Here is a 19,741-nt window from a genome sequence, read left to right as displayed (position 1 = left end):
CGAAGGCCGGACCCCGCACGGGGTCCGGCCTTCGTCGTGTCCGGCTTACGCCGTGTCCGGCTACGGGCGTGTGGCCAGTTCGAACCAGACGACCTTGCCGCCCGAGAGGCGGGTCGCTCCCCACCGCCTGGCCAGCCGGTTCACCAGGAAGAGCCCGCGCCCGCCCTCGTCCGTGTCCCGTGCCCGCCGCTGGCGCGGCAGCTGCGGGGAGTCGTCGCCGACCTCGCAGCGCAGGACGTCGGTCTTGAGCAGCCGCAGGGTCACCGGCCGCTCCGCGTACCGGACGGCATTGGTCACGACCTCGCTGATCAGCAGCTCGACCGAGTCCGACAGCTCCTCCAGGTCCCAGCGGGCCAGAGCCCGGCGGGCGAGCCTGCGGGCCCGCCCCGGCGCCGCGTCCTCCGGCTCCAGGAACCAGTACGCCACGTCACTGGGCGCGATCCCGTCGAAACGGGCGGCGAGCAGCGCGATGTCGTCGTCCCGGTCGCCCGGGCCGAGCATGTCGAGGACGTCGTCGCAGAGCGCCTCCAGCGGCGGCGAGTGGTCCGGTCCGGTCAGCTGGGCGGTGGCGGCCAGGCGCTCCCGCAGCTGCTCTATCCCGGTCCACACGTCCCGCAGCCGGGACTCGACGAGCCCGTCCGTGTACAGCAGCAGGGTGGCGCCCGCCGGGGCGTCCAGCTCGACCGCCTCGAAGTCGACCCCGCCCACGCCGATCGGCGCCCCCGGCGGGACGCGCAGGACCTCCGCCCGGCCCCCGAGGTGGAGCAGTATCGGCGGCGGATGGCCCGCGTTGGCGATGGTGATCCGGTGCGAGACCGGGTCGTACACCGCGTACATGCAGGTCGCCATCCGGTCCTGGCCGAGCCGCTGGGCCTGCTCGTCGAGGTGGTGCAGCACCTCCTGCGGCGGCAGGTCGAGCCCGGCCAGGGTCTGCGCGGTGGTCCGCAGCTGCCCCATGATCGCGGCGGAGGTCATGGAGTGGCCCATGACGTCGCCGACGACCAGCGCCACCCGGCTGCCGGGCAGCGGGATGGCGTCGTACCAGTCGCCGCCGACCCGGGCCGTCTCGGCGGCCGGCAGATAGCGGGAGGCGAGCCGCACGCCGGTCGGCTGCGGCAGCGAGTCCGGGAGCATCGTGCGCTGGAGCTCGTCGGCGATGTACGCCTCACGGCCATAGAGCACGGCCTTGTCGATGCCGAGCGCGGTGTGGGTGGCGAGCTGGGCGGCGACGAGCAGGTCGTTGGGCTCGAAGCCGGGCCGCTCGGGGCGGCGCAGGAAGACGGCGGCGCCGATGACGCGGCGCCGGCCCCGCAGCGGGGCCAGTATCGCCCGGTGCCCGCCCGGCAGGACGTGCTCCTGCCCGAGCAGCTCGGGCAGCGCGGCCCGGGCGGCGGCGGAGTCGCCGAAGACCGGCCGCACCCCGCGCAGCACCTCGGCCAGGGCCCCGCCGGAACGAACCTCGCAGAGTTCGGCCGCGGGGGTCGGGTCGGGGTCGGGGACGAGGACCAGTTCCTCGCCCTCCACGTCGGTTAAACGGAGCCGGTCGGTGCGGCGCAGCCGCAGCACGAAGGGCGCGACCGGCCGCTCGTCGCCCACCGGGAGCGGGTCGCGCAGATAGACCAGGATCGCGTCGGAGAAGGTCGGGACCGTGGCGCGGCAGAGGCCGAGCACGATCTCGTCGAGGTCGATGCCGCGTGCGATCCGCCGGGTCGCCGCGCCCACGAACCGCAGCCGGTCGCCCTCCCGCCGGGCCGCGGCGCCGTCCTGCGCGTGGTGCGCCGGGGAGGCGCCCGGGGCGGCGGTCACCGCCACCGCGGCCGCCGGGGCGCCCGCCTGGAGGGGCGCGCCGCCGACGGCGGGGGCCGTCGTCTGTGGCGTCGTCTGACCGGGTACGGGACGGCCGGTGCCGTCACCCTTCCCGGCGGCGGAACGATCACCGCCGGACTGCGCCGGCACCGGCGCCTCGGCCGCTTGCTGCCGGGGGCGGGTGCGCTCGTGCGGCCGGGCAGCCAGCGGCTGCCGGCCTTCGTGGGAGGTGGGATGCTCCGTCACGCGTGGGATTCCGTCCGTCCGGGCCGGTGGTGCGATGCACTCGCTCTTCTCGCCGATGCCGCGCCTTCGCGGGGGATAAACCCCTGGCGCGCGGTGGATGTGAATGCCCCGCGAGCAGCGGCTACGACAGGGGTCGGCACACCCGGGCAGACGTCCGGCACTGCTCTCCCCCTCAAGAATGACTTACGGTCAGGTCCTGCGCTGTGCTCTGTGGTTGACGCCTCGTCCGGTGGATCACCGCCTTGCGGAGGACGATCCTACGTTTGCACCCCGGGGGCGCATCAAGGGTCTCACGGTGCCGTGTGCGCCGGAGTGCGATCCCAGTCCGTCGGCAGCTCGGGCACGGTCCACGCGGGATCGGGCCGCCAGTCCTCCCACCCCTCGTGGAACGGCGCCCCCCAGGCCCGGATGGACTCCACGGCGGCGCGGCCCGCCGTCCTGACCCGCTCGGCCTGCGCCGCGTCCATCAGGCCCGCCCGCTGGGCCTGCGCGAACTCGTCCTCGTCCCGCCACAGCCAGCTGCGGTCGGGGTAGACGGAGATGTCGAGGAAGTGGTCCTCGGAGTCGACGCCGCCGGACCACCGGGTGCGCGGCTCCTCCAGGTTCACGTACCAGCTGCGGAACTGCCAGCCGCGCTCCCAGAAGAGCCAGACCGACCAGGGGTCGCCGGGCCGGGCCAGCTTCAGCACACCCTCGCCGGCCCAGCGCGCGCGGACGGTGGTGCGCGGGGCGGTGTACCGGGTGGCGAGCGGTTCCTGGTGGACGGGGGTCCCGTCGGCGAGCACCGGTTTGACGCACTCGGTGCCCGGCGCCATCCAGACGGCGAGCAGCTCGGGAGTGTCGCGCACGACGGTCACCGGCCGGCAGATGTGCACGTCGCCGGAACCGTTGTCGCGGTAGCGCCAGAGGATGTGTTCCCCCGGCGCCCAGTGCTGAGAACCGCCCGATCCTGTCATGCGCAGATATTAGGGGCGCGCCCACGTGGTCGCTGCGACGCAGGTCACGGATGAGTCATACGCAGGACGTCGAGCGACTCGTCCAGCTGCTCGACCGTCAGGTCCCCCCGTTCGACGTACCCGCCCTCCAGGACGACCTGGCGGATCGTCTTCCGTTCGGCCAGGGACCGCTTGGCCACCTTCGCGGCCTCCTCGTAGCCGATGTACCTGTTCAGCGGGGTGACGACGGACGGCGAGGACTCGGCGTACTCCCGGGCCCGTTCGGCGTTGGCGGTGATCCCGTCGACGGTGCGGTCGGCCAGCAGGCGCGCGGCATTGGTGAGAAGTCGTACGGATTCCAGGAGGTTCTTGGCCATCACCGGGAGCATCACGTTGAGCTCGAAGTTGCCGGCCGCGCCCGCCACCGCCACCGTCGTGTCGTTTCCGGTCACCTGCGCGGCCACCATCAGGACGGCCTCGGGAATGACCGGATTCACCTTGCCCGGCATGATCGACGAGCCGGGCTGGAGGTCGGGGAGGTTGATCTCGGCGAGTCCGGTGCGCGGGCCGCTCGCCATCCAGCGCAGATCGTTGGAGATCTTCGTGAGGCCGACGGCGATGGTCCTGAGCTGGCCCGACGTCTCCACCAGGCCGTCCCGGGCGCCCTGCGCCTCGAAGTGGTCACGGGCCTCGGTGAGCGGCAGACCGGTCGTGTCGGCGAGTTCGGCGATGACGGCGGCGGAGAAGCCGGGTGGCGTGTTGATGCCGGTGCCCACCGCCGTACCGCCGAGGGGGAGTTCGGCGAGCCGGGGGAGCGAGGCGCGCAGCCGTTCGACCCCGTACCGGACCTGGGCCGCGTAGCCGCCGAACTCCTGCCCGAGGGTGACGGGGGTGGCGTCCATGAGGTGGGTGCGGCCGGACTTCACGACCTCCGCGAATTCGGCCGATTTCCGCTCCAGCGAGGCGGCCAGATGTTCGAGGGCGGGGACGAGGTCGTCGGTCACGGCCGCCGTGGCGGCGATGTGGATGGAGGACGGGAAGACGTCGTTCGACGACTGTGAGGCGTTCACATGGTCGTTGGGATGGACCTCGCGGCCCTCGGGGAGCCGCTCGGTGGCCAGGGTGGCGAGGACCTCGTTGGTGTTCATGTTGGAGGAGGTGCCCGAGCCGGTCTGGAAGACGTCGACCGGGAAGTGCTCGTCCCAGCGGCCGTCGGCGACCTCGGCGGCGGCGGCCGCGATGGCGTCCGCGCGGTCCTGGTCGATCACCCCGAGCGCGGCGTTGACCTTGGCGGCGGCGGCCTTGATCCGGGCCAGGGCCGCGATGTGGGCGCGCTCCAGACGCTGGCCCGAGATGGGGAAGTTCTCCAGGGCCCGCTGGGTCTGGGCACGCCATTTGGCGTGCGCGGGGACCCGCACCTCGCCCATCGAGTCGTGCTCGATCCGGTACTCGCTCGTGTCGTCGTTCATGACGTCAACCTCCATGAAAAGGTGAGCACTTGTCTTGTTCTGGCTATTCCCATTGCGCTTACCGGCCAGTAAAAACCGTGGGTAACCCCACTTCCAGGAGGCGCAATGAGGCGCACCAGGTACAGACTCCGTTGGGCGATCGCCGCCACCGCCGCGGCCGCCGCGGCCTTCGGATCGATGACGGTCGCCGCCCCCGCCGGCGCGGCCGAGGCCACTCCCCGCACCGCTTCCTCCGTACCGCTGCCGCCCGAGCTCGAGGCCGTCCGCGCCGCCGAGGCCACCAGGATCTACGGCAGCCCCGAGGAACGCCCGCTCGCACAGCGCAGGACGGGCCTGATCTCGCTCGGCGACAGCGAGATCTCCGGCGAGGGCGTCGGTACGTACGAGCCGCCCACCAACGGACCGAGCAACTGGTGCCACCGCTCGCCCGAAGCCGCCATCCACCGCACCGGCATCCCCGCGGACCTCACGTTCAACGTGTCCTGTTCCGGCGGCTACACGGGCAACATCAGGATCGGCGGCTCGAAGCAGTACGCCGACGAACTGGTCCAGAGCGACAGCCTGGCCATCAAGGCCCGCAACACCCGGATCAAGATGGTCCTGCTCGTCGCCGGAGCCAACGACGACCTCCAGTTCGGGCCCGTCATGACCGACTGCGTCACCCGCTACCTCACCTTCCAGGGCGCGTGCGAGCCGAAGTACGCCCCCGGCTGGCAGGCCCGCGTCGACGGCCTCGTGCCCAAGGTCGAACAGACCGTCCGCGACCTGCGGACCGTGATGCGGGGCGCCGGGTACGCCGACGGCGACTACAAGCTCGTCCTCATGGGCTACCCGAGCCCCATCGGCCCCGACTTCCCCGACAACCCGAACTTCCCCGGCAAGCTCGCCTGCGGCGGCCTCGGCTACGACTCCGACACCGTCTGGGGCCGCAACACCGCCGTCCCCGCCTTCGAGCGCGGCATGCGCAGGGCCGCGGCCACCACCGGGGCGACCTACCTCGACAACTCGCGACTCTTCCACGGCCACGAGGTCTGCATGGAGGACAGCTGGGCCCGCGGTCTCTACATCGACCTCTCCAAGCCCGGCACCCCGGACGAGAACTCGGTCCGGCAGTCCTTCCACCCGAACGCGAGCGGCCACCGCGCCTTCGCGTCCTGCCTCACCCAGATGTACAACTCCGGTCTCCGTGAGGCCAGTTGCGCGGACGTCAACTCCAGTGGCACGCCGACCCTCTTCCCGTACGCCTGGGACGACGTCTACAAGCCGCTGAAGAACCAGGCGACCGGCGACTGCGTGGACGTCGACGCGGCCACGTCGAGGAACGGCACCGCCGTCCTCGGCTGGGACTGCCACGGCGGCCGCAACCAGGGCTGGTGGTACGACACCGCCCGGCAGACCGTCCACACGCAACTCACCCAGGACCGGTGCCTGGACGTGCCGGGCGCCCGCTACCGCGCGGGCGAGGCGCTGATCGTCTGGAACTGCGCGGGCGCCGCGAACCAGAAGTTCGTACGCGACGGGGCGACGATCCGACCGGCGGCCGCGACCGGGCTCTGCCTGACACAGGCGGCGGCCAGGCAGCCGGTGCGTCTGCAGAGCTGCGACGGCTCGGCGAACCAGCGGTTCGCGTAGCCGCGCCCAGGACGCCGTGGCCCCCGTCCGGTGCGGGACGGGGGCCACGGTCATGCCTACAGGGCCTTGAGGCTGGACCGGGCCAGCTCGTACGCCGGAAGCATCTCGCGGTGCTCCTCGGTGTCCAGACCGCCGAGATGGACGATCACCGTCCCCTTCGGGGCGGCGACGGCGAAGGCGCGCTCCTCCTTCGACTCCTCCATGAGCTTGTTGTAGACGGTGTACGTCACCTCCACGGCCGGCAGCGCTCCGGCCTCCGTCTCCCTGTAGGAGACCTCGGTGGCGTTCTTCTCCGCCTTCACGAACCCTTCGAGGGCGGTACGGGCCGCTCCCTCGCCCGCCGCCCAGACACGCAGGTAGCCGATGTTGCCGGCCGGCTTCGCGTCGATCTCGCAGGTCATCGTCGCGGGCCCCTGCTTCCCGAGCGCGGCGAACACCTCGTCGTCGGTGGCCTTGACGGCCTTCGGCTTCCAGTCCGCGGCCAGGCCGAAGGAGACCGGCAGCTCGCAGGCGGTCCCGGACCCCCCGACGGACCCGGCGGCCTCGCCGGCCCCGGCCGCCGCGGTGGACGCGCCGGCGGTCGGCTTCTTGACGGGCGCCGCGTCGGGGTCGGGCTTCGCCGTGGCGCCACAGCCGGTCAGCGCGCCGGCGGCCGTGAGAACGGCGAGGGCCGGCACCAGGACCCGTATCGGATGTCTCATGCCCGCAGGCTATCCGGGGCGCCCCGGCCTCCCGTCAGGGTTTTCCACCGGGCCGCCGTCGAGGCTCGGTCCCGGCTCAGCCGAGGCCGGGGCCGCGGACCGGGATGTGGGTGAAGGTCGGCTCCGGCGCCGGATTCTGGAAGAAGTCGTTGCCCTTGTCGTCCACGACGATGAACGCGGGGAAGTCCTCGACCTCGATCTTCCAGACCGCCTCCATGCCGAGCTCCTCGTACTCGACGACCTCGACCTTCTTGATGCAGTCCTGCGCGAGCCGCGCCGCCGGGCCGCCGATCGAGCCCAGGTAGAAGCCGCCGTGGCTGCCGCACGCGTCGGTGACCTGCTTCGAGCGGTTGCCCTTGGCCAGCATGACCTTGGAGCCGCCCGCCGCCTGGAACTGCTCGACGTAGGAGTCCATACGGCCGGCCGTCGTCGGGCCGAAGGAGCCGGAGGCGTACCCCTCGGGCGTCTTCGCCGGGCCCGCGTAGTAGACCGGGTGGTCCTTCAGGTACTGCGGCATCTCCTCGCCCGCGTCGAGCCGCTCCTTGATCTTGGCGTGCGCGATGTCACGGGCCACGACCAGCGGGCCGTTGAGGGAGAGGCGGGTCTTGACCGGGTACTTGGTCAGCTCGGCGAGGATCTCGTCCATCGGCTGGTTCAGGTCGATCTTCACGACGTCGGAGGACTCGTCGAGGTGCTCCTCCGTCGTCTCCGGCAGGAAGCGCGCCGGGTCGGTCTCCAGCTGCTCAAGGAAGACGCCCTCTGCGGTGATCTTCGCGACGGCCTGGCGGTCGGCCGAGCAGGACACGGCGATCGCGACGGGCAGCGAGGCGCCGTGGCGCGGCAGGCGCACGACACGGACGTCGTGGCAGAAGTACTTTCCGCCGAACTGCGCGCCGATGCCGATCTTCTGCGTGAGCTCGAAGACCTTCTCCTCCAGCTCCTTGTCCCGGAAGCCGTGGCCGGTCTCGGCCGAGCCCTCGGAGGGCAGCTCGTCCAGGTAGTGCGCGGAGGCGTACTTCGCGGTCTTCAGCGCGAACTCGGCGGAGGTGCCGCCGACGACGATCGCCAGGTGGTACGGCGGGCAGGCGGCCGTACCGAGCGAACGGATCTTCTCCTCCAGGAACTTCATCATGCTCGCCTCGTTGAGCACGGCCTTCGTCTCCTGGTAGAGGAAGGACTTGTTGGCCGAGCCGCCGCCCTTGGCCATGAAGAGGAACTTGTACGCGCCGCCGTCCGTCGCGTACAGCTCGATCTGCGCGGGCAGGTTCGAGCCGGTGTTCTTCTCCTCCCACATGGTGACGGGAGCCATCTGCGAGTACCGCAGGTTGAGCTTGGTGTACGCGTCGTAGATGCCCTTGGACAGGGCCTCCTCGTCGCGGCCGGAGGTCAGCACGTTCTGGCCGCGCTTGCCCATGACGATCGCGGTGCCGGTGTCCTGGCACATGGGCAGGACGCCCGCGGCGGCGATGTTCGCGTTCTTGAGGAGGTCGAGCGCGACGAACTTGTCGTTGCTCGACGCCTCCGGGTCGTCGATGATCCGGCGCAGCTGGGCCAGGTGGGCCGGGCGCAGGTAGTGCTGGATGTCGTGGATCGCCTCGGCGGCGAGCGTGCGCAGCGCCTCCGGCTCGACCGTGAGGAACGTACGGCCGTCGGCCTCGAAGGTGGAGACACCGTCGGCGGTCACCAGGCGGTAGGGCGTGGTGTCCTCTCCCAGGGGGAGCAGATCGGAGTACGAAAACTCTGGCATGACGGCAGCCATTCCTCACTCGGCAGACAGCAGCGCCGCCTCCATTGGCGGCGCCTCCTCCAGCGTAGAGCGAGGCGGGTGGACGGAGCCTGTGAGGTAAGGCTCACTTCCCGGGGGAGGGGCCTCACCGACAGCCCGCGGGGCGTCCGGGCCGGAGGGGCAGCGGGGCGCGGTTGCCCGGGGCCTCAGGGCAGCGGGGTGCGGTGCAGGGAGATCAGCAGTCGCCAGGTGCGGCCGGCCATCTGCTCGGACGAGGCCTCGATCAGGCCGTGCACCCAGTCCGCGAGCAGCCCTCCGAACGCCGCCGCGACCGCCGAGGCCACCAGGCCGGGCTCGGGGGCGCCGGCCAGCTCGCGCTCCCGCGCGCTGTAGGCGCGCAGCTCCTGGTGGAGGAGTTCGCCGAGCGGCCCGCCGCCGCCCGGCCGGAGCAGCCCGCGGTAGAGCGGCGCCCGCGGGGCGACCGCGGCGAAGAAGGCGGCCAGGGCGGGCGGCGGCGCGGCCGGGTCGGGCGTGCCGCGCCAGGCGTGGAGGGCCTCGACCGCGTCCCGTACGACATCGGCGCAGGCGTCGACGGCGAGGGCCTGGAGGTCGGGGTAGTGGAGGTAGAAGGTGGCCCGGCCGACGCCCGCGCGGCGGACGAGCGCGGCGACCCCGACCTCGTCGAGGGGGCGCTCGGCGCACTCCTCCCACAGGGCGGCGCGGAGCCTCGCGCGGGTGCGGGCGGCGCGGGGGTCCGTGGCTGAGGAGGTCATCCCGCCCACAGTACGGCGGTGAGGGCGAGGGCTCCGGGCAGGGCCTGGGCGGCCAGGATCCGGCGGTTGGCGGTCAGGCCTCCGTAGACGCCGGCGATCACGACGCAGGAGAGGAAGAACACCTGGACCTGGTGGCCGGTGGGGTCGGCGGCGATCAGGCCCCAGACCAGACCGGCCGCGAGGAATCCGTTGTACAGGCCCTGGTTGGCGGCCAGCGGCGCGGTCGCGCGGGCCGTCGGCGCGTCGAAGCCGGAGAGCTTCCGCCCCGGACGGCGCTCCCAGAGGAACATCTCCAGGACGAGGATGTACGCGTGCAGGGCGGCGACGAGGCCGACGGCGACGTGGTGATGATGGACATGTGTCCAGGATAGCTGGACAGATGTCCAGAAGTGTCCTTCGGAGTCTCCGTGAGGTCACTCCCGCGAGTGACGTGGCCGGTCGCGCCCCCTAGTCGCGATCTATCGCGTTTCGCTAGTCTGGGGTCGTGGACCTCGAAAAGCAGCCTCAGAAGCCGGTCGCCCCCGCCGAGCCCGCCCCCGCCCCGGCCGTTCCCGCCGCTCCGGGGGACTCCCTGCGCGCCTCGGACGCCGACCGTGACCGGATCGCGGACATCCTCAGGGACGCGCTGGCCGAGGGGCGGATCGACGCCGAGGAGCACTCCGATCGGATCGACGCGGTCTACCGCGCCAAGACCGTGGGCGAGCTGGAGCCGATCGTCCGCGACCTGCCCGCCGGGAACCGCGCCCGCCAGGCGCCCGAGCCGGCGTACGCGTACGGCCCCGAGGACACCTCGGGCCCCGCCGACAACCTCGTCGCCGTCTTCTCCAGCACCACCCGCAAGGGCCGCTGGCGCGTGGGCCGCAGGACCAACGCCTTCTCGCTCTTCGGCAACATCGAGATCGACCTGACCGAGGCGCTCTTCGCCCAGCGGCTGAGCACCATCAACGCCACCTCGATCTTCGGCAACGTCGAGGTGCGCGTCCCGGAGAACATCAGCCTGCGGGGCAACGGCACGGGGATCTTCGGCAACTTCGAGGTCGTGACCATGGAGGCCGCCGACCCGCAGGCCCCGGTGGTCGTGATCAACGGCTACTCGGTCTTCGGCAACGTCGAGGCCAAGCCCAAGCGCGGCAAGTGGATCACGGACCTCCAGAACCAGGTCCAGGACAAGCTGCGCAAGCATCTCGGCCACTGATCACGCGCCCCTGACCAGCGGTGACGGTGTGACCGGAATCCGCCCACGGGATTCCGCACTCCGGAACTCGGCGGCACGCAGTGCATAGGCGCGCGTACAGCGGGTAGGGCTGCTCCATCGTCTCTCGCTCGCGAAGCCGTCGTCAGGAGTAGACCGTGCTGCAACTGCCGCATCAGCCCCTCCAGGTCGCCGCCGTCCCGCCCCAGCGTGCCCCCGCTCGGGAGGACGAGGCCGGTCCCTGGCACACGGAGGCGGTGTGCCGTCGGGACGAGGCCGGACTGTTCTTCGCCCCCTCGAAGGAGCCGACCGCCTCGCGGCTCTCGCGCGAGGAAGCCGCCAAGCGGGTCTGTGCCCGCTGCCCCGTGATGGTCGAGTGCCGGGAGCACGCGCTGCTCCAGCCGGAGCCGTACGGCGTGTGGGGCGGGCTCACCGCCGCCGAGCGCCGTGTCGTCCTCGCCCGGCGCAGGCGGCGCGAGGTGGAGCTCAAGAAGGCGTCGGCCGCGGACCGGATCGCAGCGGCCGGCTGACCGGCCGAGCGGCTCGCGACGCCGGCCGTACGCAACGGGAAGGGGCGCCCCCACCGCACAGGGGGCGCCCCTTCCCGTACCGCTACGGGTGTCGCTTGCCGTACTGCTACGGGGTGTTCGCTTGCCGTACCGCAACGGGTGTCGCTCCCGTATCGCTACGGGTGTCGCTCACCGCCCCGCTACGGGGTGTCACTTCCGGCGGGGTGTCACTTCGCCCGGTCGAAGTCGATCTTGCTGTAGGCGCGCAGCTTCGACAGCCGGTGCGTGGAGTCGATCTGGCGGATCGTGCCGGACTTCGACCGCATCACGAGCGACGACGTGGTCGCGGTCTCCGAGCGGTAGCGGACGCCGCGCAGCAGCTCGCCGTCCGTGATGCCGGTGGCGACGAAGAACACGTTGTCGCCGCTGACCAGGTCGTTCGTGGACAGCACGCGGTCCAGGTCGTGCCCGGCGTCGATCGCCTTCTGGCGCTCGGCCTCGTCCTTGGGCCACAGCTTGCCCTGGATGACACCGCCCAGGCACTTTATGGCGCAGGCCGAGATGATGCCCTCGGGCGTGCCGCCGATGCCGAGGAGCAGGTCCACGCCGGTGCCCTCGCGGACGGCCATGATCGAGCCGGCGACGTCACCGTCCGTGATGAACTTGATCCGGGCGCCGGTCTCGCGGATCTCCTTGACGATGCCCTCGTGGCGGGGGCGGTCCAGGATCACGACCGTGACGTCCTCGGGGGACATGCTCTTGGCCCTGGCGACCCGGCGGATGTTGACCGAGACGGGCGCGTTGATGTCGACGAAGTCGGCGGCCTCGGGGCCGGTGACCAGCTTGTCCATGTAGAAGACCGCGGACGGGTCGAACATGGTGCCGCGGTCGGCGGCGGCGAGGACGGCGATCGCGTTGGGCATGCCCTTGGCGTTGAGCGTGGTGCCGTCGATCGGGTCCACGGCGATGTCCACCTCGGCGCCGGTGCCGTCGCCGACCCGCTCGCCGTTGAACAGCATCGGGGCTTCGTCCTTCTCGCCCTCGCCGATGACGACGACGCCGTTCATCGAGACGGTGGAGATCAGCGTCCGCATCGCGTTGACCGCGGCGCCGTCCGCACCGATCTTGTCGCCGCGGCCGACCCAGCGGCCGGCGGCCATGGCAGCGGCCTCCGTGACGCGGACCAGCTCCAGGGCGAGGTTGCGGTCGGGGGCCTCGGGTGAGACCTCCAGCTCGGACGGCAGGGAGTGCTCGGTCATCGGAGCGCACCTTTCTGTACGGCGACGGCCGGAAAAAAGAGGGTGGTGCGACTCTATCGGTACGTCGACAAATTGAGCAGAGGGGCCCACGTATGAGCACAACACCATGATGCGACCATGGTGGGCGTGGCAGGTATGCGAGGCAGGCAGACGGTACGCGGGATGTTCCAGTCCCTCGGGGTGATCTTGGTCGCCGCGGGCGTGATGTATCTCTTCATCCCGCACGACGAGAACGCCGACCCGGTCAAGGCGAAGGACTACCGGGTCGAGCTGGTGACGGCCCAGCGGGCGGCGCCGTACGCGGTGCTGGCCCCCGAGGGGCTCGGGGAGGGTTGGAAGGCGACCGTGGTCTCGTACAAGCGCGAGCAGCACAACGCCTGGCAGCTCGGCTTCCTCGACCCGGACACCCAGTACGTCGCGATCCACCAGTCCACGGAGGAGCCCGACAAGTACGTCCCCGACGTCACCCAGAGGGCCAAGGACACCGGCAAGACACAGACGGTCGCCGGTCAGGTCTGGCAGCGCTGGGAGGGGCCGAAGTACGACGCCCTGGTCCGCACGGACGGCGGCGCGACGACGGTCGTGACCGGGACGGCGTCGTTCGACCGGCTCGCCGAGATGGCGGGCGCCCTGCAGTCGAAGAAGGTCTGAGGCCCGTCCTTCGGATCCTGCCGGGCGTGCCCCGTGGGTACGCAGTGGGTACGCCGTGAGTTACGTGAAAGCCCCCGGACTCCTGGAGTCCGGGGGCTTCCTCACGGCCGAGGTGATCAGACGGTGGTGACGACCTCGTCGTAGGAGAGGCGCGGGGAGCGCGGGAACCAGGCGTCCTCGCCCGGCTTGCCGATGTTGACGACCATCAGCGGGGTGTGGTCGGCGTCCAGGAACTCCTTCTGGAGGCCGGCGAAGTCCAGACCGGTCATCGGGCCGGCGGCCAGGCCGGCGGCGCGGACGCCGACGATGAAGTACGCGGCCTGCAGGGCGGCGTTCAGGAGCGCGGCGCCCTCACGGACCGGGCGCTCGGAGAAGAAGACGTCCTTGGCCTGCGGGAAGTGCGGCAGCAGGGACGGGAGCTCCTCGTGGAACTCGTTGTCGGCGGAGAGGATCGCGACCAGCGGGGCGGCGGCGGTCTTCGCCTGGTTGCCCTCGGCCATGTGCTTCACCAGGCGCTCGCGGGCCTCGGGGGAGCGGACGAGGGTGATGCGCAGCGGGGTCTGGTTGAACGCGGTCGGCCCGTACTTGACGAGGTCGTAGATCGCCTGGACCTGCTCGTCGGTCACCGGCTCGTCGGTGAACGTGTTGGCGGTGCGGGCCTCACGGAAGAGGAGGTCCTGGGCGGCGGAGTCAAGAGCGAGGGTCATTCTGCGTACCTTCCGGACGTGCACGGGGGTCGAGCGATGCCCTCACCGTACGACGGAGATTGGTTAACTTTCAACCAAATGAACCGGATAGTGATCCGGTTCACATCTCCGCTGGTCCAGGGGTTCTCCGAACGGCCCCGTCAGGCGGCTACGCGGCCCCTTCGGCCTCGTCGCCCTCCTCAGGAGTGGACATCGCGGCGTCGAGACGGGCTCGAGCGCCTTCCAGCCAACGCCGGCACACCTTCGCCAATTCCTCCCCGCGCTCCCAGAGCGCGAGCGACTCCTCCAGGGTCGTTCCGCCCGTCTCCAGACGACGAACGACCTCGATCAGCTCGTCGCGTGCCTGCTCGTATCCGAGCGCCTCTTCCGTGGTGGCTGCCATGGGAACCACCCTATGCGTCGGGTCCGACAGCGCGCCGCACCGTGAACTCGCCCGCCGCGACCCTGGCCCGCAGCTCCTCGTCCACCGCGACCTCCTCCGGGGAGCGCACGACCGTGCCGTCCGTCCGCTGGAGCACCGCGTACCCGCGCTCCATCGTCGCGGCGGGCGACAGCGCCCGGACACGGGCCCGGGTGTGCGAGAGCTCCGAGTCGGCCCGGTCGAGCAGATGCCCGAGGGTGCGGCGGCTGCGCGCGAGCAGCGCGTCGAGCTCGTCCTCGCGCAGCTCCACCATCCGCTGCGGATGCTCCATGACCGGCCGCGCGAGCGCGTGCGCGAGCCCGCGCTCCTCCCGGTCGAGCAGCCCCTGCAGGGTCCGCAGGGCCCGGTCCCGCAGACCCTGCACCCGGTCCAGCTCCTCACCGACGTCCGGTACGACCTTCTTCGCGGCGTCGGTCGGCGTGGAGGCGCGCAGGTCGGCGACGAGGTCGAGCAGAGGGGAGTCCGGTTCGTGGCCGATCGCCGAGACCACCGGCGTACGGCAGTCGGCGACGGTCCTGATCAGCTGCTCGTCCGAGAACGGCAGCAGATCCTCGACGCTGCCGCCGCCCCGGGCCACGATGATCACGTCCACCTCGTCCTGCGCGTCCAGCTCCTTCACCGCCTGGACGACCTGGGGCACGGCCTTCACGCCCTGCACGGCCACGTTCCGCACCTCGAAGCGGACGGCCGGCCAGCGGCGCCGCGCGTTCTCCAGGACGTCCCGCTCGGCGGCGGAGGCACGGCCGACGACGAGGCCGACGAGCTGGGGGAGGAAGGGCAGCGGCTTCTTCCGGTCGAGCGCGAAGAGGCCCTCGGCGCCCAGACTCCGCTTGAGCTGCTCCAGGCGGGCGAGCAGCTCCCCGATGCCGACCGGCTTGATCTCCACCGCCCGCAGCGAGAGCTGGCCGCGCGGCGCGTACCACTCGGGCTTGGCGTGCACGACGACGCGAGCGCCCTCGGAGACGATGTCGGCGACGGCGTCGAAGACCTGGCGGTAGCAGGTCACGCCGATGGAGATGTCGTACGACGGATCCCGCAGCGTCAGGAAGACGACCCCTGCGCCGGGCCGCCGCGACAACTGCGTGATCTGCCCCTCGACCCACACGGCACCGAGCCGGTCGATCCACCCCCCGATCAGCCGGGAGACCTCTCCGACGGGCAGCGGCGCTTCGGCGGACGTGTTGAGACCCATGCGGCGAGCGTAGTGGCGCGCACGGACATTGCGGAGTGGGCGTCTCCTGCGCGAGGGCGGGACGGGCGGGCACGGCCCGGGCGACCGGCGCCCCGGGCAGGCGCCCGTGCGCCCGGGCGCCTGCCCGGGCACCTACGCTCCCGCGCACCTACGCTCCCGCGCACCTACGCTCCCGTGCACCAAGGCCCGGCAGCGGCACCCCCGGCGCCTCGGGGGGTCACGGCACCCGGGCCGCTCCCTGTACCGCAAGGACCACCAGGCCCACGCCCAGCCAGATCACGCCCACCAGCTGCGCCGTCACCGACGCCTCCACGATCACCGCGATCAGGATCGCCGCCCCCACCACCGGCATCACCACGTGCCGCAGCCAGTGCGGCGGCCCCTCCATGCGGCGTACCGCGAACCACCCCACCACGCTCGCGTGCAGCAGCACGAACGCCGTCAGCGCCCCGACGTCGACCACCGACACCAGGTGGTCGAGGCCGTCGTCCCGCCGGGCCGCCCACACCGCCGCGACCATCGTCACCGCCGCGGCGAGCAGCAGAGCCACCCGCGGAACCCCCGAGTCCGTACGGCCGAGCAGCCGCGGCAGCCGCCGCTCCCGGCCCATCGCGAAGAGCAGCCGGCCGGCCGCCGCCTGCCCCGCGAGCGCGGCGAACGCCGCGCCGATCGCCTTCGACACCGCCACCAGGTCGTGCAGCCACGTCCCCACGGACGCGTCCACCGCGTCGTAGAAGGCCGAACCCTGCTTCACCGGATCCGCCGCGAGCTCCGTCGACGACAGCGGTTCCAGGAGCGCCACCAGATACGTCTGCGCCACGAACAGCACACCCGCGAGGGCCAGGCAGAACAGCACCGCCCGCGCCACCTTCTCCGAACCCCCGGTGACCTCCTCGGCGAACGAGGCGATCGCGTCGAAGCCGAGGTACGACAGCACGGCCACCGACACCGCGCCCACCACGGCCGCCGTCGAGAACGTCCCGTCACCGGCCAGCGGCGACCACCAGTCGCGCCGCGCCCCGTCCTGGACGAGTACCACCACCGCCGACACCACGAAGACCAGGAGCACCACGATCTCCATGGCGAGCACCGCGAAGCCGACCCGCGCCGCCGCCCGTACCCCCCAGAGATTGAGGAGCGTCGTGACGACCACCGCGATCGCCGTCCACACCCACCGGTCCACCTCCGGGACCAGCGCCTCCATCGCGATGCCGGAGAAGAGGTAGGCCACGGCCGGGATCAGCAGGTAGTCGAGCATCGCCATCCACCCGGCGATGAATCCCGGCCCCTCGCCGAGGGCCTTGCGGGCGTACGCGAAGACGGAGCCCGCGAGCGGGACGACCCGCACCATCTGGGCGTAGCTGAAAGCGGTGAACGCCATCGCGACGGTGGCGACGACGTACACGAGCGCCACCGCGCCGTGCGACTTCGCGTCCAGGGTGCCGTAGACACCGACGGGGGCCATGGGCGCGATGAAGAGCAGCCCGTAGACGACAAGGTCGCGGAACCCCAGGGTCCGCCGCAGTCCGGTGTGCGCTGCCACCTGTGCTTCCTCGGCCATGCGCCCCAGTCTCGGCCACGGTGTCGATCACTCGCCGTACCGACGCGGCCGTAGCCGGCCGTGGTATCACACGGCCTTACGATGGGACGCATGACTGCTACGCCCGCGTCGACGCCCGAGACCGCGACCACGACGAACCGCCCGAAGCGTGTCCTGCTCGCCGCTCCCCGCGGCTACTGCGCGGGCGTGGACCGTGCCGTGATCGCTGTGGAGAAGGCCCTCGAGCAGTACGGCGCGCCGATCTACGTACGCCACGAGATCGTGCACAACAAGTACGTCGTCCAGACCCTGGAGCGGAAGGGTGCCATCTTCGTCGACCAGGCGACCGAGGTGCCGGCGGGCAACATCGTGATGTTCTCCGCCCACGGCGTCGCCCCGGCCGTGCACGAGGAGGCCCGCCAGGGCCGGCTCAAGACCATCGACGCGACCTGCCCGCTCGTCACCAAGGTGCACAAGGAGGCCGTGCGGTTCGCCCAGGAGGACTTCGACATCCTCCTGATCGGCCACGAGGGCCACGAGGAGGTCATCGGTACCTCCGGCGAGGCCCCCGACCACATCCAGCTCGTCGACGGCCCCGAGGACGTCGCCAAGGTCGAGGTCCGCGACCCGTCCAGGGTCGTCTGGCTCTCCCAGACCACGCTCTCGGTCGACGAGACGATGGAGACGGTCGACGCGCTGAAGGAGAAGTTCCCGCAGCTGATCTCCCCGCCGTCCGACGACATCTGTTACGCCACGCAGAACCGCCAGCTCGCCATCAAGGAGCTCGCGGGCCAGGCCGAGCTGGTGATCGTCGTCGGCTCGAAGAACTCCTCGAACTCGATCCGTATGGTCGAGGTCGCCAAGCAGGCCGGAGTGCCGGCAGCGTACCTGGTCGACTTCGCCAGCGAGATCGACGAGGCCTGGCTGGAGGGCGTCACCTCGGTCGGTCTGTCCTCGGGCGCCTCGGTCCCGGACGTCCTCGTCCAGGAGGTCCTGGAGTGGCTCTCCGAGCGTGGCTACGCGGACGTGGAGATCGTCAAGACGGCCGACGAGTCGCTGACCTTCTCGCTCCCCAAGGAGCTCAGGAACAAGGACCTGCGCGCCCAGGCGGCCGAGCTCGGACGGGAGTAGCACACCCCTGCGAGGGGTGGCGTCCAAGGAGTAACTCCCGGCCGCAGCCCTTACCGTGGGGTCCATGAACGTCTTCGGAGTGGACATCGGCGGCTCGGGAATCAAGGGCGCTCCCGTGGACCTGGAGCGCGGCGAACTGGCCGAGCCCCGTCACAAGGTACTGACCCCGCATCCCGCCACACCCGACGGTGTGGCGGGATGCGTCGTCGAGGTCGTGGAGAACTTCGGCTGGTCGGGCCCGGTGGGGGTGACCTTCCCCGGTGTCGTCACCGGCTCCACGATCCGTACGGCCGCCAACGTCGACAAGGGCTGGATCGGCGTCGACGCCGGCAAGCTGCTCGGCGAACGCCTCGGAGGGCTGCCGGTGACGGTCCTGAACGACGCGGACGCGGCCGGGGTCGCCGAGATGACCTTCGGCGCGGGCCGGGGCCGCAAGGGCACGGTGATCCTGCTGACGCTCGGTACGGGCATCGGCTCGGCGCTCTTCGTGGACGGCAGGCTCGTGCCCAACACGGAGCTGGGCCATCTGGAGCTGAAGGGCCACGACGCGGAGAAGCGGGCCTCGACGAAGGCCAAGGAGGACGAGGACCTCACCTGGGAGCACTGGGCGCGGCGGGTGACGAAGTACCTGGCGCACGTGGAGATGCTGTTCTCGCCGGAGCTGTTCATCATCGGCGGGGGAGTGAGCCGCAAGGCGGAGAAGTTCCTGCCGCTGATCGAGGACATCAGGGCGGAGATCGTACCGGCGGAGCTCCAGAACAACGCGGGCATCGTGGGCGCGGCGATGGCGGCCCGGTCGAGCTAGCGGGGGCGCGGCGAGGGCTGCCGGGGCGGACGGGGCGGCGGGCGCGGCGAGGGCTGCCGGGGCGGACGGGGCGCGGCGGCCGCGGCGGGGCTGGCAAGGCTGACGGACCAGGCTGACGGACCATGGGCGGCGGGCCAGGTCGATCTGGCGCGGGACCAGGCCCACCTGGCGCGGGACGCAGGCCTCATCCGGCGCGGGACCAGGCCTCATATGGCGTCGGGCCGGTTTACCTGCCTGTCGGGCCGGGGCTAGCGGGCCGGTCGCCGTTGAGGGGCGGCCGGTCGAGTGGCGGCGGCGGCGCGCTGGCGGCGGCCCATGTCGCGGACCTTCCGGACGCTGGTGATCAGCCCGGCGACGAGCGTGCCGCCGTACAGCCATCCGGCCTGCACGGCGAGGGCGGTGACGACGGCCATCGCCTGGCCGCCGAAGCCGCCGGTGCCGCCCGAGATGGGTACGACCCCGACGGCGAAGGCGATGGGCACGCTGATCGGGGCGGTGACCAGGTCGGCGGTGCGCACCCAGAGCGCGGTGAGGGCGCTGACCGGCAGGAACAGCAGGCCGTAGACGACGGGCGAGCTGTCGAGGAGCAACCAGTCGAGGAAGCCGAGCACCAGCATGGTGGCGGAGGCGAAGAGCCCTGCGCCCAGGCCGGTCAGCCGCGGGTTGGGCAGCCGCCGCAGGGCGAGGACGACGGGCGGTGCCGGCCGTCGTAGGGGTACGGGCGTGGTGGCGCGCTCGACCCGGCCCCGGCCCGGGCGGCCCGGGCGGGCGGCGACGCGGTAGACGGCGGCGCCTTCCACGAGCGCGCCGGGCGGCGTGAGAGGGGTTTGCGGCCGCCGGCGGCCTTGAGGCTGACTTGTCCTGTGCTGCTCCACTACACCAACGTAGGTCGGGAAGGCCCGGGGGAGCGGCCCAGGACACGCCCTTTGGGTGACGTTGCCGTCGAGAACGGCCGAAGGTCGGCGTCACGGGCCGGTTCGGACCCCCCGTAAACTGGGGGATCGGCCCACCCACCGCACCCCCATCCGTACTCCAGGAAGTCGCCA

Annotated in this window: 18 protein-coding genes and 1 pseudogene; 6 read left to right on the top strand and 13 right to left on the bottom strand. The window is 71.7% G+C overall.

The window, feature by feature from the left end; translation table 11 throughout:
* Window positions 1-60: 60 nt before the first annotated feature.
* From M5362_RS20540 to M5362_RS20530, 3 genes are all read right to left on the bottom strand, one after another.
* The gene (locus M5362_RS20540) at window positions 61-2,052 is read right to left on the bottom strand and encodes a SpoIIE family protein phosphatase (RefSeq protein ID WP_260229105.1); all 1,992 of its coding nucleotides are present in this window, start codon (window positions 2,050-2,052) and stop codon (window positions 61-63) included.
* Window positions 2,053-2,342: 290 nt separating this feature from the next.
* Window positions 2,343-3,008 carry a DUF402 domain-containing protein gene (locus M5362_RS20535; RefSeq protein ID WP_260229104.1) on the bottom strand — a complete coding sequence of 222 codons (666 nt, stop codon included), beginning with the start codon at window positions 3,006-3,008 and terminating at the stop codon, window positions 2,343-2,345.
* Between the two features lie 44 nt (window positions 3,009-3,052).
* The gene (locus tag M5362_RS20530; protein ID WP_260229102.1) at window positions 3,053-4,456 is read right to left on the bottom strand and encodes an aspartate ammonia-lyase; all 1,404 of its coding nucleotides are present in this window, start codon (window positions 4,454-4,456) and stop codon (window positions 3,053-3,055) included.
* Window positions 4,457-4,561: 105 nt separating this feature from the next.
* Here M5362_RS20530 and M5362_RS20525 point away from each other — a divergent pair, with 105 nt between their 5' ends.
* On the top strand, window positions 4,562-6,088 hold the full coding sequence (locus M5362_RS20525; RefSeq protein ID WP_260229101.1) for a ricin-type beta-trefoil lectin domain protein: 1,527 nt from the start codon (window positions 4,562-4,564) through the stop codon (window positions 6,086-6,088).
* Between the two features lie 56 nt (window positions 6,089-6,144).
* Here the strand turns inward: M5362_RS20525 and M5362_RS20520 are convergent, their stop codons facing one another.
* From M5362_RS20520 to M5362_RS20505, 4 genes and pseudogenes are all read right to left on the bottom strand, one after another.
* Window positions 6,145-6,789: a lipoprotein gene (locus M5362_RS20520; RefSeq protein ID WP_260229100.1), complete on the bottom strand. Its 645-nt coding sequence runs from the start codon at window positions 6,787-6,789 to the stop codon at window positions 6,145-6,147.
* Window positions 6,790-6,865: 76 nt separating this feature from the next.
* A complete protein-coding gene (locus tag M5362_RS20515) occupies window positions 6,866-8,536 on the bottom strand; it encodes a fumarate hydratase (RefSeq protein WP_260229099.1) in 1,671 nt (556 codons plus the stop codon).
* A gap of 185 nt (window positions 8,537-8,721) precedes the next feature.
* Window positions 8,722-9,288, bottom strand: coding sequence for a TetR/AcrR family transcriptional regulator (locus tag M5362_RS20510; RefSeq protein WP_260229098.1), 567 nt, complete (start codon window positions 9,286-9,288; stop codon window positions 8,722-8,724).
* A pseudogene (locus M5362_RS20505) lies at window positions 9,285-9,632 on the bottom strand (DUF1304 domain-containing protein); the annotation flags it as partial. The pseudogene M5362_RS20505 and the gene M5362_RS20510, both read right to left, overlap by 4 nt.
* 140 nt (window positions 9,633-9,772) lie before the next feature.
* Here M5362_RS20505 and M5362_RS20500 point away from each other — a divergent pair.
* Both M5362_RS20500 and M5362_RS20495 read left to right on the top strand, forming a co-directional pair.
* Window positions 9,773-10,483 (top strand): DUF1707 domain-containing protein, encoded by a 711-nt coding sequence (locus M5362_RS20500; protein WP_260229097.1) that lies wholly within the window; start codon window positions 9,773-9,775, stop codon window positions 10,481-10,483.
* A 155-nt stretch (window positions 10,484-10,638) separates the two neighbouring features.
* Entirely contained in the window at window positions 10,639-11,010 is a 372-nt protein-coding gene (locus M5362_RS20495; protein ID WP_260229096.1) for a WhiB family transcriptional regulator, read from the top strand.
* Between the two features lie 206 nt (window positions 11,011-11,216).
* Here M5362_RS20495 and glpX read toward each other — a convergent pair whose 3' ends face one another.
* Window positions 11,217-12,248, bottom strand: coding sequence for a class II fructose-bisphosphatase (gene glpX / locus M5362_RS20490; protein WP_260229095.1), 1,032 nt, complete (start codon window positions 12,246-12,248; stop codon window positions 11,217-11,219).
* A 117-nt stretch (window positions 12,249-12,365) separates the two neighbouring features.
* On the opposite strand from glpX, the gene M5362_RS20485 reads away from it, so the two are divergent.
* Complete coding sequence (locus M5362_RS20485; protein WP_260229094.1) at window positions 12,366-12,899, top strand: DUF4245 domain-containing protein; 534 nt, start codon at window positions 12,366-12,368, stop codon at window positions 12,897-12,899.
* A gap of 116 nt (window positions 12,900-13,015) precedes the next feature.
* On the opposite strand, the gene M5362_RS20480 is transcribed toward M5362_RS20485, so the two are convergent.
* The 4 genes from M5362_RS20480 to M5362_RS20465 all read right to left on the bottom strand — a co-directional run bounded on the left by M5362_RS20480 (window position 13,016) and on the right by M5362_RS20465 (window position 16,780).
* Window positions 13,016-13,606 (bottom strand): malonic semialdehyde reductase, encoded by a 591-nt coding sequence (locus M5362_RS20480; protein WP_260229092.1) that lies wholly within the window; start codon window positions 13,604-13,606, stop codon window positions 13,016-13,018.
* A 148-nt stretch (window positions 13,607-13,754) separates the two neighbouring features.
* Complete coding sequence (locus M5362_RS20475) at window positions 13,755-13,988, bottom strand: exodeoxyribonuclease VII small subunit (protein ID WP_260229091.1); 234 nt, start codon at window positions 13,986-13,988, stop codon at window positions 13,755-13,757.
* A 10-nt stretch (window positions 13,989-13,998) separates the two neighbouring features.
* A complete protein-coding gene (xseA, locus tag M5362_RS20470; protein ID WP_260229090.1) occupies window positions 13,999-15,219 on the bottom strand; it encodes an exodeoxyribonuclease VII large subunit in 1,221 nt (406 codons plus the stop codon).
* A gap of 217 nt (window positions 15,220-15,436) precedes the next feature.
* On the bottom strand, window positions 15,437-16,780 hold the full coding sequence (locus M5362_RS20465) for an APC family permease (RefSeq protein ID WP_260229089.1): 1,344 nt from the start codon (window positions 16,778-16,780) through the stop codon (window positions 15,437-15,439).
* A gap of 81 nt (window positions 16,781-16,861) precedes the next feature.
* Here M5362_RS20465 and M5362_RS20460 point away from each other — a divergent pair, with 81 nt between their 5' ends.
* Both M5362_RS20460 and ppgK read left to right on the top strand, forming a co-directional pair.
* Window positions 16,862-17,890, top strand: a complete 1,029-nt coding sequence (locus tag M5362_RS20460) for a 4-hydroxy-3-methylbut-2-enyl diphosphate reductase (protein WP_374214498.1) — start codon at window positions 16,862-16,864, stop codon at window positions 17,888-17,890.
* Between the two features lie 64 nt (window positions 17,891-17,954).
* Window positions 17,955-18,695, top strand: coding sequence for a polyphosphate--glucose phosphotransferase (gene ppgK, locus M5362_RS20455; RefSeq protein WP_260229087.1), 741 nt, complete (start codon window positions 17,955-17,957; stop codon window positions 18,693-18,695).
* A 248-nt stretch (window positions 18,696-18,943) separates the two neighbouring features.
* Here the strand turns inward: ppgK and M5362_RS20450 are convergent, their stop codons facing one another.
* Window positions 18,944-19,570, bottom strand: coding sequence for a DUF6542 domain-containing protein (locus M5362_RS20450; RefSeq protein WP_374214497.1), 627 nt, complete (start codon window positions 19,568-19,570; stop codon window positions 18,944-18,946).
* Window positions 19,571-19,741 lie beyond the last annotated feature (171 nt).

The organism is Streptomyces sp. Je 1-79, from assembly GCF_025195125.1.
Lineage (GTDB): Bacteria > Actinomycetota > Actinomycetes > Streptomycetales > Streptomycetaceae > Streptomyces.
Note: the sequence above shows the minus strand (reverse complement) of the source record. Positions and strands in the feature narration are given on the sequence as shown.